This window comes from Methyloceanibacter sp. wino2, from assembly GCF_003071365.1.
Taxonomy (GTDB): Bacteria; Pseudomonadota; Alphaproteobacteria; order Rhizobiales; family Methyloligellaceae; genus Methyloceanibacter.
The window spans coordinates 2,374,304-2,386,898 of sequence record NZ_CP028960.1 but is presented as its reverse complement, the minus strand read 5'-3'; the positions used below and the strand labels follow the sequence as shown (position 1 = coordinate 2,386,898).

Here is a 12,595-nt window from a genome sequence, read left to right as displayed (position 1 = left end):
GCCCTACTCGGCCGCGTCGGGCGCGAATTGCAGCGAGGCGAGCCGCGCATACAGACCGCTCTTCGCGATCAGTTGCTGATGCGTGCCCTCTTCCACGAGTTCACCCCGGTCGAAGACCAGAATGCGGTCCGCATTCACCACCGTGGAAAGCCGGTGGGCAATGACGAGCGTCGTGCGTCCGTCCATCACCTTGTCCAGCGCCTTCTGCACCAGGGTTTCGTTGGTGGTGTCGAGCGCGCTCGTGGCCTCGTCCAGCAGGAGGATCGGCGCATCGCGCAGCACCGCCCGGGCGATGGCAATGCGCTGACGCTGGCCGCCTGACAACGTGACACCGCCCTCCCCCAGCTGCGTCTCGTAGCCTTCCGGCAATTCGGTGATGAAGTCGTGCGCGAACGCGGCTTTCGCGGCCGCTTCGATCTGCGCCGGCGTCGCCGTCTCCGCGCCGTAGGCGATATTGGCGGCGACCGTGTCGGCGAAGAGCGCCGTCTCCTGCGGCACCATGGCGAAGCGCGACCGCAGGTCGTGCAGGTCCGCCATGTCCACCGGCACGTCGTCCACGCGGACCGTGCCCGATTTCGGATCGTAGAAGCGCAAGAGCAGCGCGAAGATCGTGGTCTTGCCCGCGCCGGAGGGGCCAACGAGAGCGACACGCTCGCCTGGCTTTACCGTGAAGCTCACCCCGTCCAAGGCCGCGATGTCGGGCCGCAGCGGATAGGCGAAAGACACGTCGTCAAAGGCGATCTCGCCGCGCCCAGGCTCGGGCATCGGCGTCGGATGGGGTGGCGATTGGATCTCGGATTCGGCCTCGAGCAACTCACCGAGCCGTTCGGCGGCGCCCGCGGCCTGGGCGACTTCGCCCCAGACGTCGCTGAGCCCGCCGACGGCGGCGGCCGCGAAGACGGCGTAGAGCACGAACTGGCCGAGCGTGCCCCCGGTCATCGAACCGGACAGCACGTCCTGCGCGCCGTACCAAAGCACGCCGACAACGGACAAAAAGACCAGGAACATGGCGATCGCCGTCAGCCCGGCCCGCGCCTTGGCCCGGTCGTTGGCCGCCTCGAAGGCCCGGTCCATGGCGCGGCGGAAGCGGCTCGTGGCGGCGCGCTCATTGGTGAAGGCCTGCAGCACTTTCACCTGGCTCAGGCTTTCGCTGGCATAGGCTGACGCTTCGGCCAGCGTATCCTGGGCGTAGCGCGAGCGGGCGCGCACGGAGCGGCCATAGGCGACCAGTGGCAGAACGATCAGCGGAATGGCGATGAGAACCGCCAGCGACAGTTTGGGGCTCGTCACGATCATCATCACGACGGATCCGACGACCAGCAGCAGGTTGCGCATCGCCTGGGACACGGCGGTCCCGGCGGCAGCCTTCACCTGGGTCGTGTCCGCGGTCAGCCGCGACATCACTTCGCCGGAGTGGGACACTTCATAGAAGGCGGGGCTGAGGCCCGTGAGATGCTTGAAGACATCGGTGCGAATATCCGCCACTACGCGCTCGCCGAGCCAGTTCACGCAGTAGAACCGGGCCGCGCTTGCGATCGCGAGCAGCGCGCCGACGCCGACAAGCGTGCCGAAATAGACGTCCACCAGTTCGGGCTCGATGCCCGAAAAGCCGAGGTCGATCATCCGGCGCAGCGCGAGCGGCAGCGCCAGCATCGCCCCCGCCGCCACGACCAGGGAGACGAGCGCGGCCAAGAGCATCCATTTGTGGCGCAGGAGATAAGGTTTGAGGCGCCCCAGGGGCCGCAGGGACACGCGCTTGGGTTTCCCGGTCTGTTCGGGCTCCAAGGCGGCTTCCACGGACGTCGGGGCGGAGGATGGCGCGGGCGTCCCCGCAGGTTTCAACGGAACAGGTTGCAACAGAAATACCCAGCAGAACTTTGGTCCGGCGTCCGAAATGGCGCCAGTTCGGGGCGACTTTAAGCGGCTTGTCACCGCGCGCAAAGCCCCAGATACACCCCAAATCCTCGGGACATAAGCGCAAAGTTAAGCCGCGTGCATCGCTATGGCCGCCAAAACGGCCGCGAAACCGCTCCTACTCGGCCGCTGGCGCTGCAAAAACCACGTCCTGATCGGCATTATCGATCAGGTCGATCGTCGCGGACGCGGCCCCGTTCGGCAGTCGGATCTCCGTCTTGGACCCGAGCCGCAGCCGCAGCACGCCGTCGGTCAGGACGCCGGACCGGGACCAGGGCTCGAAATAGCTCTTGAGGACGTCGATCTCCTCCGCGTTCTGCGTGACCGTCTCCCCGCTGTCGAGCTTGAAGGTGATGCTGCGCACATAGGCCCCGTTGGTCGAGGCGCCCGCGTTCACATAGAGGACGGCCGCGTCCGGCTGCGGCGCCGGCTCGGCCACGATCCGGTAGGCCTCGACGCCGGTGCGCCGCTCCAGATGAGCGATCCCGAAATAGTAGTCGTAGAACCCGACCGTGAAGATCACGGACGCCACCGTCAGCGCGATGGCCACGGGCTTGGTGAAGACGCCCCGCAGCGGATCGATGCCGACCACGTTGTCGAGGGAGTAGAGGCCGGGCCCGTAGAGCATGACGCTGACCGAGATCGCGAAGCCCAGCGCCGCCATGGTCCACTCGTCGAGGCATTCAAAGCCCTGCCAGCCGAAGATGAGCATGAGGGCGATATTGAGAAGGGCCGCGCCGATCGCCGACAGGCGCGTGAGGAACCCGAAAATGAGCCCCAGTCCCGCGAGCGCCTCGCCGATCGTCATGGCGTAAGTGGCGAACTCGGCCAGACCCGGCCGCGCCAGCACGAAATGGACCAAACTCTCGATGGGCGAGCCGGGCGCCGCCGCCACGAGCTTGTTCGCCACGTCCTTGGCGCTGTCGATGTCGAGCTTGGCAGGGACGTTGTAGAGGCGCCGCCAGGCGGCGGAAAGGAAGACAAACCCCATGGAAATCGCGGAGGCCCGCAAGGCGAGCTGCTTCACGTCCGCGAAGCGATCATCCGTCTGATTCATCTTTTTCCCTCTGGTTCTTAAGTGTACCCCTACAATTCGGTCCTAGAGGCCGCGATTTTCAAATACCAGTCACGAACGCGCGATCTTCGAAGATGCCGCAGATGCTTGCTCTACCGGCGGTTCCGCGCTATAGGCTGCGGCCAATTCCGCTAGATCAACGACGCGACGCGGAGCCGCCCGGCAAGCCGGGGCGGCCCGAGCAAACAAGGTTTTGAGCCATGAAGAAGGATATTCACCCCGATTACCACCAGATCAAGGTGGTCATGACGGACGGCACGGAGTTCCTCACCTATTCGACCTACGGCGCCGAGGGTGACACGTTGAAGCTGGACATCGATCCCAAGACCCACCCGGCCTGGACCGGCGGCGGTCAGCACCTGATCGACCGTGGCGGGCGCCTCTCGCGCTTCAAGAAGAAGTACGAAGGCTTCATCAAGTAGAATTCGGGACTTAACGTCTCACGAGAAAAAGCCGGCTCTTCGGGAGCCGGCTTTTTTGTTGTCCGAGCCCGCAGGATCAGCGCACGAAGAGAATCTGCTTTTGATCCAAACCAGACTCAAGCGCACGATTCAAAGCCACGCGCCGGGGCTATCCTGCTACCGCATTCCATCGCCCTGCATCAAAGCCATGCTGTTAATGCGCTACCAGCGCCAGGGGCGCACTACACGGCGGACAGGGCGCGTCACCCTACGGACAGGACGTGTAATAGCGCGCGCTGTGCGGCGCACTGGACGAAACACCGGGCGCGGGCGCCAACGAGCCTCTTCGACAAGCGATTGATGCTCTAGCTTCGGCATAGGCGTGACTGCTTCGGCGCGCTGCGAAGCAAGCCCCGAACCCAAGAGCACCACGACAGCAATTAGTCCCGTTGTGAGTTTGCGCATCGTTCTTCCTCCCTAAAACTGCCAGCTTTGCAAAACTTAGACCCCGCAAGGCGAAACAGCCCGGCGTCGCCGTCTACTTTTCAACGGGCTGCGGCGAAGGAAACGTCCACGTTCCGTCGAGGATTTCCGGGCGTGCCTCGTACAGGCGTACTGCATAGTTCCAACCCTCTGTCAGAGGAATGCAGTTTATCCGCCCATCGTCACACCCGCCGAGATGCACGGTAAGCGAACCGTCTTCGTTCGGCTTCCCGGAGATATTGTTCACACTGTAAACGTCGAGATCGTTCTTCTCGAAATAGCCGTCCTTGTTGTAGACGCTGATCGACCAGAAGGCGTCGACGGGCACATCCTTCGCGGTGATCTGGTACGCTCCGACAGGAAGATTGGGATTGACGTTCAAATAGTAGGCCTCTTCGGCCGGCAAGCCGCCCCAACCAAAGGCCGATCCAATTAGGAAACGCACCGGATCCACGTCTGCCTTACTTCCAAACGTCCGCTTTGTATCTGGAACGCCCTTGGCCAGCTGGAGAAGCGGATCGTACGTAGCTTTGTAGCTCTTCATGTCATAGTTGGGCATAGCGAATGGCTTTGCCGAAACGGCGTCGATCTTCATTTCATCCTGTAGCGCATTCGCGGCTTTGATGTCCGCCTCATCCGCAGAATTCACCAGCATGCGCGCCGACAGGATTACATGGGGCGTATCGAACTCTTCCATTGTGAGTTCGTGCGTGCCGCCTCCATGGAACACTTTGTTGATATACCCATCGTTGTTGACGACCATGAGCGATAGGTAGCGGTCGCCAACATCAGGAAGCGTGACGGTGGCCCCTTCTGAGATATCGACAAGCGCGAAGCTGTAGAGCGTGTCACGGTTCATCCGAATGACGTTTTGTTTGTCGAGAGGCGTCGGCAGCCGATTGTGGCTCCACTTGTTCACACCGTTTGTGGCCTCAAGCATCCGTCCTATCTGCATGTCTGTTTCGGCGCGTGCGAAGTTGTCGACATTGACCGTGATCGGATCGTTTTCGGCGCAAACGTTCTGGGTCCCTAAAAGCAGTATTGCACAGAGCATACAACTCAGACGCATGGATGGTCGTGTCATTGGACGCACCTCCTCTTTTTGTCTTTCTTGCTCAGCCTACTATCCGGTCGGCGAGGGCGCCTGATCCAGATCAAAGGACGACTACTGATGACCCAAAAAGGACATGATAGTCCGTTGACAGATAATGCCTTGACCTAAATCATTCCGTCTAAGGAGCGTGCAGCTAGGGTGGTCTCCGGCTAACATTCCAGGAAGCCACCACAGATGTGACGGAGAGTTCAAAAGTCGGAGGTCTCCATGTCCAAGGAACTTCTCTCGTATTGTCGGCTGCTCGGTGTTGCGGCGTTGCTTGGCCTTTGCCTTGGGGGGCTGTGCACCCCAGTTCATGCCGCTGAGTTCAGTTACGACAAGGAAGCCCTCTCCGAAGCAAAGCCGTGGACCTCTGAGAAGTTCACGGATGATCCTGCCAATTTCCAGTTCGTGGTTATTGGCGATCGCACCGGAGGCGCCAACGTTCAGGGCACCTTCAAATTAGCGATGGATCAGATCAACTTGCTGCAGCCGGAGTTCGTCATCAATGTTGGCGATACGATCGAGGGCTACAGCGACGACGCGGCAAAGCTCAACGCTGAATGGGATGAATCCGACGGTGTGCTGAAGACGCTGGAGATGCCGTTTTTCCCAACACCTGGCAATCACGACATCGCGAATAAGACAGCACAACAGGTGTACCGTGACCGCCACGGCGCGACCTATTACTACTTCGTCTATAAGGACGTGTTGTTCCTAGTTCTCGACAGCGAAAATCCGCCCCGCCAAGCCCCCGAGGGCATGGAGGAAAAACTCGAAACCTACAACCGGCTGCAGACGGAAGACCCCGAGAAGGCGAAGGCCATGTTGGCCGAGTTCATGTCCGATGAAGCTGTCGTCGCCGCGCTTGGGAAGCCCGTGGAGTTCAATGACGCTCAAACGACCTTTGTAAAGAACACGCTCGCAAAATATCCTGACGTGCGCTGGACCTTTCTGTTCCTGCACGAACCCGCGTGGGAGAATCCGTCAGAGAGCTTCAACAAAATTGAGCAGCTTCTGAAGGACAGAAAGCACACCTTCTTTGCAGGGCACCTGCATTATTATGACTACGACAAAATCAATGGCGTTGAACACATCACGATGGGACCCGCGGGAGCCTCGTTTCACCAAGAGGGTCCGGGCAATGTGGATCACATCATGTGGGTGACCATGACGGACGATGGTCCTCAGATGGCCAACATCGCCCTAAAAGGCGTTTTCGATCGCAAGGGCCTCGATCCCTCGTTGTTCGGTGCCTACGACCGCAAAGGGGCCGAGACCGAAGCGCCCGAAAGCGAGGCAGAGAAATAGGTCCATGTCCGCTAGTGGCACGAAGCAGACGCGCCGGCCCCTCAGACGTCATGTCTGCTGCTGACCCCAAGCCGACATCACGTCAGAGCGTGTTCTTGTAGATCTTCCCGGTCTTGATAGTGATGGCGAATCTATTCTTGCAATCAAGAATGCGCGTTCTCGCGCCCTGCCATCTTCAACGCCTCATGGACGTGAGCCACCTGGCAAGTCTGATTTGCTTTACCTGTTCGCCTTGTGCAGCTTGCCCGACAGCACCGTGCCCCAGACCGGGATGTCCTTAATCTTCGTCGGATCGACGGCGTAGGGGTCGCCCTCGAGCACGGCGAAGTCGGCGAACTTGCCCGGTATCAGGCTGCCGACCTTGTCTTCCATACCGATGACGTAGGCGGCATCGATCGTGATCGCGCGCAGCGCCCGATCGACCCCGATGCGCTCACCCGGCGCCACCACCGTCTTGCCGTCTTCGGCGATGCGAGCGACCGCAATGCCGACGGCTTCCAGCGGATTCATCGGCACGATCACCTGCGGATAGTCTGAATGCAGCCCGAAGATCACGCCTTCGCGTTCCAGCGATCCCAGCCGAGCAAAGGCTTCGGAGCGATCCGGACCATAGGCGTGGTTGCTGTGCAGCAGGCTGCGATAGCCGGCGAAATAGATATTGACGCTGGCAACCCCGCCCAGCTTCGCCGTCCGGCGCACCTGCATCGGCGTGCTCATGGTGTAATGCTCGAGGTTAAAGCGATGGTCGAAGCGCGGCTTGCTGTCCTGCAATTCGGCCAGCGAATGGAGGCATGCGTCGAGCGACAGGTCGCCGTTGACGTGGCAGTGGATCTGGATTCCTGCCTTCCACCAGGGGAGCATTCGGGCCGTTAGCTGATCCCATGGAATATTGTTCACGCTGCCGTTCGAGCCATCGAGAAAGCCCGGGAACCGAACCATGCTCGACATGAGCGGCAGCGACCCGTCGGTCCAGAACTTGATGCCGTCGACGAACAGCTTGTCATTGCCCTTTGCTGCCATCTTCCGCCAGGCATCGACAGCGCCATCCCCGTATTTGGCGTGCATCACGGCTTCCATCGGCACCAGCCGCATCCGGACCGCGAAGTTCGGATCGGACTCCGCCTCGGTGGTGTCTTTCCACTCCGTATCGAGATCGATGGCGCCGTACGCCATGTCGGAGGTGGTGGTGATGCCGACACTGGTGGCAATGTCGCCCATGAACTTCAGGCCCTTGACGCCCCCGAGCGCGATGATCTTCGGAAAGACCGGCTTCAGTGCCGCCTGAACGGCCAGCGTCTCATTGAAAACACCGCTCAGCGTGCCGTCGGGATTCTTGAAGACGCCATGGATGGTGGTGTCATCCTTGATCCCGGCTACCTTGATCGCGGGGCTGTTGAGGTAGACGAAATGCGGTGCGAAGGCGATCACCGTGATCGACCGCGTTTTGCTGATCGCATCGAGCCCCTTGCGATCGAGCGAACCACCCTGGTTTGCGGGATCGAAGCCGTAGGCGATGATCGGCTCGTTCGGATCGCTCAGATTCCGGTCGATCTCGGTGAGCTTCGCGATCACGTCGTCATGCGTGGGCACCGGCTCGTACATGCCGCCCGCCGGGTTCGGCAGTTCGATCGGCCCGATATAGCTGAGCGCCATGAAGCCCGCTGACATATAGAAATGCGTATGGGGCTCGATGAAGCCCGGCATGACGATCTTGTCTTTAAGGGTGTCGTCGACGGTGTAGTTGTAGCGCGACAGCCACGGCTTCATCGATTCCAAGGTGCCGGTGGACAGAACCCTGCCGTCCAGAACGGCAATGGCAGTGGCCTCGGGCCGGCCCGGATCCATCGTGTAGATCTTTTTGGCCGTGTACACCGTGATCGGTGTCCCCGCGGCCTTGAGTGCGGCTGCCCATTCCGGGTGATCGGGCGACGGCGCGGATTGGGCGTTTGCCGTCATCACCGTCGCGCAGGCGATCAGCAGGCAGGCGAATGGCAGACGAAAGGCTTTCAGAAGGTGTTTCATCCTACGTTCCTTATAGGCTCAACCGAGACCTGCTTGATCAGATTGCCATCGACCAGAACGTTGGCATTCTCGATGAGCTCCTCGTTCTTGCCGTCGAAGACGTTGACGTTGGTGAACAGCGTTTGCGGCTTCGTGCCCGCGTCTTGTGCGAGCGTCGGGATTGACGCGGCAATGAAGGCCAAAAGCAGCAGGACAAAGCGATACATCTGACGTTCCTCCCAAGGTCAGGCCGCGGGCTTCCAGGTGACGGACGTGGCGGCCTTTTGGAAAGCGAACGGGTCTGCCGGCTTGAACTTTCCCGATACTTCGCCCGATGCTTCGATGTCGGTAGCGAGGTCGAACATTTGGGCCGGAGCGCCTTCTTCGAGATTCAACTTCGCCAGGTCGATCCACACCACATTGGGCATGTCGCAGAACTCGAAATAGTAGCGCTTGTTCGTGCAGTCACTGATCGTCCGCCAGATGGTCGCCGCGATGTTGGGTCGGACGGGATCGTTGGCGCCGAAGGGCGTGGCCATGTTGCGGATCACACTCAGCACGCCGGCGACTGCCGCCTGATACGAACCGGGATTGTCCGGCAGCTTCGTCAGGTAGAACGCGCCGCGCGCGAAGCGATCCTCGGCCTCCATGGTGCCGGGGATCGGTTTTTTGCCGCCGAGCCCCTCATACTGCTTCAACAGCACAAGCTGATCGTCGTAAGGCGGCGAGTTCGTCATCACCGTGTGCTGCGGCCCGTGGTGAATGTGCGGTTCGCCATCGAGGATCTCGATGACGGCGGAATCGCCGCTCCCATCCGAAAGAGACAGATGCAGCGGTGCGTCCACTTTCTCGCCCTGGTGAACGAGCTCGAAAGGCCGGACCTGAAACGCCTTGGCCACGTCTACCGCCTCGGCAACCGTCGCACAGGTATCGAGGAAGCACTGAACCCATAGCGCGATCGAAATGCCGGGGCGGGATGGATCGCGCTCGCCGTACTTGGCCTCCGCCAGGTAGAGAAGATCGATGTTCAGCCCGGCTTCATTCAGGCCATCGGCGGTCGCGCAATCCCAGACGCTTGATATCACGCTGCCGTACTTCGACGTCCACTCGAGCGGATTTTCCTCGACCAGCCCTTCGCGTGCGATGCCCTTTGGCATCGCCCAGAGCTTGGTTCCCATCCTCGCGGTCCAGTCCATGTTCCGTCCGACGAGCACGGGCTGTCCGTCCGCCTTCCATTGAATGCGTGAGCACATTTCTGGACCACCTTTCGTTCAATCCTCGTCATTATCGGCTCCGTGGTGCTTCTCGCTGAGGATAAAAGCCAACTCATCGCGCATGATGCGATTCAACTCGTCGATATGCTTGGCCGCCCTGGCGAGAACCTCGCGAGCCTCCTCGTTGGACGGAACGGAACCCGGCGACGACAATAGCTCTGTATACCGCCTATGGAGCGCGCTGTTCACCATCATCATTTTGCCCAGCAGTGTGGCCTGCAAGGTCACAAGCTCTTCGAAGCTCAGCATGTCGGGAGAGGAATGTGCGAGACGTTCGTCTCGAAGCAAATGTGTCCACCAATTCAACTGGAGTCTCCTTCGGAAGGCTGCCATCGCGCATTTCGACGCGATGTGGATATGCGGGACGCGTTTGAGCCGCCTGCCGACACTCTATCAAGTGTGGAGCGTGAAGGCCCGGTTCCTCTGTAGACGGGGCTTTCCGCTACCGTCAGCGCCATCCCCCCTCGCCCATTCCAGCCTCGAGCCGCGGGAAGCGTCCGAACCGAAAACGGCCCGCGGGACGCTTGGCAGGACAGGTCTTATGTTATAACGTTATGCTCTCTTGTTATGATATAACATAAAAATGCTTGGGGGCAGTTATGGTTCAGGGGCCAAACAGGGGCATCGCGCTCCTGTGCGTATTTCCGTGTGGCTTGGCAGTCGGTATGGGCGCGGCCGCCGCGCAAGAAGCCGGGGAGGTTCAAGAAGTCTATGAACTCCCCGCGATCGAAATCACGACGGCGAGCCCGGTAGAGAAGCCGAAAAAAGCCTCGAGCGGCGCCTCGGGAGGCGCTTCGCGTGCCCCAAGTCCTGCACGCAGAAGCACGCGGCCCGCCAGCCCTTCGAGACCCAGCACGCAAACGTCGAGCCGTTCACGCGCACCGGCACAGCCCGCGCCCGCTCAGACCGATCAAGTCCTCGATATCGATATTCCGGCCGGCATTTCGATCGTGAGCGGGGCGGACAGCTTCGTGCCCGTAACGGTCGCGACCGAGCGGGAGATCCTTGCGAACCCGGGCGCGACGATCACCGACAGCTTGCAGAACAAGCCCGGCATCTCCGGCACGACCTTCGCGCCCGGTGCCAACCGGCCCATCATCCGCGGCCTCGACAGCTACCGCGTGCGCATCCAGGAAAACGGCATCGGAAGCCACGACGTATCGGCGATCTCCGAAGATCACGCGATCCCCATCGACCCCTCGGACGCCGACAAGATCGAAGTCGTCCGCGGTCCCTCGACCTTGCGCTACGGCTCCCAGGCGATCGGCGGCGTAGTGTCCGTCGAAAACCAACGCATCCCGACCTATCTCCCCGAGCACGGCTTCTCGGGCATGATCAAAGGCGGCGGCAACACCGTCGACGAGGGCGGCGACGGCGCCTTCAGCGTGACCGGCGGCTCACATGGCATCGTGCTTCATGCCGACGGCTTCATTCGCGACTACGAAGACTACGAGACACCGCTCGGCGAAGAGCTGAACAGTTTCGTCGACAGCAAGGGCGGCTCGGCGGGTATCTCCCACGTCTGGGACAACGGCTTCATCGGCGTGTCCTACGCGCGCTTCGAGAGCCTGTACGGCATTCCCGGCGAAGAGGCGGAGGAAGGCTTCTTGCCGCGAATCGATCTCGTGCAGGACAAGGTTCTCGTGAAAGGCGAGTGGCGGCCGGAATCGTCCGGCATCGAGGCCGTCCGCTTCTGGTTCGGTGCCTCCGACTACGCGCATGACGAGCTTGAGCGGCATAGCGCGGCCGGTCACGACCACGAGGAGGAAGAGCACGGCCACGACGAACACGAAGAGCATGAGCACGAGGACGAAGAGGCCGGCGATTTCGAGATCGGCTCGGTCTTCACCAACGAGCAGCAGGAAGCCCGCATGGAAATCCAGCATTCGCCTGTCATGAGCCGCTACGGCGAGGTGCGCGGTGCCGTAGGTGTCCACTGGGACCACGCCGATACGGCAGGCTTGAGCTACGAAGGCGACTCGCTCCTCGAGCCTGCGGACACCGAGAGCATCGCCGGGTTCTGGTTCGAGGAACTCGAAGCGTCCGACCGGTGGCGCTTCCAAACCGCGCTGCGGGTCGAGAGTGCCAGCGTCGACGGCTTCGGCTATTCCAGCATCGCCGATCCCGAAGCACCCGTTGTCTACAGAGGCGATCGCACGTTCGTACCCGTGAGCGGCGGACTTGGCGCGCTGTACGACCTAGGCAACAACACGGTCTTGCGGCTGAACGGTCAAGCCGTCGAGCGCGCACCTGCAGCGGCGGAGCTCTTTTCGAAAGGCGCACACCACGCAAGCAACACGTTCGAGATCGGCAATCCCTTTCTCAACGAGGAAAAGGCCCAAACGATCGAGCTGGGCCTGAAGCGTCCGGTCGGCAAGTTCCGTTACGACGCCAGCGGCTACTACACGAACTACGACGGCTTCATCTACCGGGAGCTCACGGGCCTTACCTGTGGCGTCGATCTCGATTCATGCGAACCGGAAGGTCACGACGACCACCACGAAGAGGGTCATGAGGAGGAAGGCCACAGCCACAGCTTCGACCAGGTGCTGTTCAAGCAGCGCAATGCCGTGTTCTACGGCGTCGAGCTGCTTGGCGAGTACGACGTCGGATCGGTCTGGCGCGGTGTCTGGGGCATCGACGGTCAATACGACTTCGTTCACGCCCGGTTCGACGACGGCGAATATGTGCCGCGTATGCCGCCGCACCGCCTCGGTGGCGGCGTCTACTATCGGGACAGCAACTGGTTCGCCCGCGTCGGCCTCTTGCACGCCTTCGAACAGAACCAAGTCGCACCGGAAGAGCCGACGACCCCCGGCTACACGCTGCTCAACGCCGAACTGAGCTATGTGGTCGCGAGCGCGGGGCCGGGTGTTCTTGCACCGACGATGCGGATCGGCGTGAAAGGCGATAACCTCCTGGACGAGAAGGTGCTGAACTCTGCCTCCTTCAAGCGGCGTGAGAACGTGCTGGAACCAGGCGCGAATGTCCGCTTCTTTGGAAGTATGCGGTTCTGACACTTTGGGAGGATCAGGAGGAACAA

General features: G+C 61.2%; 10 protein-coding genes. 3 read left to right on the top strand and 7 right to left on the bottom strand.

Going from position 1 to position 12,595, the window contains the following annotated elements:
- Positions 1-3 precede the first annotated feature (3 nt).
- Positions 4-1,785 carry an ABC transporter transmembrane domain-containing protein gene (locus DCY11_RS11205; protein ID WP_108683806.1) on the bottom strand — a complete coding sequence of 594 codons (1,782 nt, stop codon included), beginning with the start codon at positions 1,783-1,785 and terminating at the stop codon, positions 4-6.
- A 247-nt stretch (positions 1,786-2,032) separates the two neighbouring features.
- Positions 2,033-2,971 carry a TQO small subunit DoxD gene (locus DCY11_RS11200; RefSeq protein ID WP_108682950.1) on the bottom strand — a complete coding sequence of 313 codons (939 nt, stop codon included), beginning with the start codon at positions 2,969-2,971 and terminating at the stop codon, positions 2,033-2,035.
- Positions 2,972-3,189: 218 nt separating this feature from the next.
- On the opposite strand from DCY11_RS11200, the gene rpmE reads away from it, so the two are divergent.
- The gene (rpmE, locus tag DCY11_RS11195) at positions 3,190-3,411 is read left to right on the top strand and encodes a 50S ribosomal protein L31 (RefSeq protein ID WP_069443549.1); all 222 of its coding nucleotides are present in this window, start codon (positions 3,190-3,192) and stop codon (positions 3,409-3,411) included.
- A 517-nt stretch (positions 3,412-3,928) separates the two neighbouring features.
- On the opposite strand, the gene DCY11_RS11190 is transcribed toward rpmE, so the two are convergent.
- Positions 3,929-4,957, bottom strand: coding sequence for a DUF1214 domain-containing protein (locus tag DCY11_RS11190; protein WP_245409518.1), 1,029 nt, complete (start codon positions 4,955-4,957; stop codon positions 3,929-3,931).
- A gap of 237 nt (positions 4,958-5,194) precedes the next feature.
- On the opposite strand from DCY11_RS11190, the gene DCY11_RS11185 reads away from it, so the two are divergent.
- On the top strand, positions 5,195-6,277 hold the full coding sequence (locus DCY11_RS11185) for a metallophosphoesterase (protein ID WP_108682948.1): 1,083 nt from the start codon (positions 5,195-5,197) through the stop codon (positions 6,275-6,277).
- A gap of 219 nt (positions 6,278-6,496) precedes the next feature.
- On the opposite strand, the gene DCY11_RS11180 is transcribed toward DCY11_RS11185, so the two are convergent.
- Genes DCY11_RS11180 through DCY11_RS11165 form a run of 4 tightly spaced genes read right to left on the bottom strand, consistent with a single transcriptional unit; the run spans position 6,497 to position 9,858 of the window.
- Entirely contained in the window at positions 6,497-8,299 is a 1,803-nt protein-coding gene (locus DCY11_RS11180; RefSeq protein ID WP_208430454.1) for an amidohydrolase, read from the bottom strand.
- Positions 8,296-8,505 carry a hypothetical protein gene (locus DCY11_RS11175; RefSeq protein WP_208430453.1) on the bottom strand — a complete coding sequence of 70 codons (210 nt, stop codon included), beginning with the start codon at positions 8,503-8,505 and terminating at the stop codon, positions 8,296-8,298. The genes DCY11_RS11180 and DCY11_RS11175 overlap by 4 nt, the downstream gene beginning before the upstream one ends.
- Positions 8,506-8,523: 18 nt before the next feature.
- Positions 8,524-9,531, bottom strand: coding sequence for a linear amide C-N hydrolase (locus tag DCY11_RS11170; protein ID WP_108682947.1), 1,008 nt, complete (start codon positions 9,529-9,531; stop codon positions 8,524-8,526).
- Positions 9,532-9,549: 18 nt separating this feature from the next.
- Positions 9,550-9,858 (bottom strand): hypothetical protein, encoded by a 309-nt coding sequence (locus tag DCY11_RS11165; RefSeq protein WP_159079969.1) that lies wholly within the window; start codon positions 9,856-9,858, stop codon positions 9,550-9,552.
- Between the two features lie 359 nt (positions 9,859-10,217).
- Here DCY11_RS11165 and DCY11_RS11160 point away from each other — a divergent pair, with 359 nt between their 5' ends.
- A complete protein-coding gene (locus DCY11_RS11160; protein ID WP_159079968.1) occupies positions 10,218-12,569 on the top strand; it encodes a TonB-dependent receptor in 2,352 nt (783 codons plus the stop codon).
- The last annotated feature ends 26 nt before the right edge of the window (positions 12,570-12,595 follow it).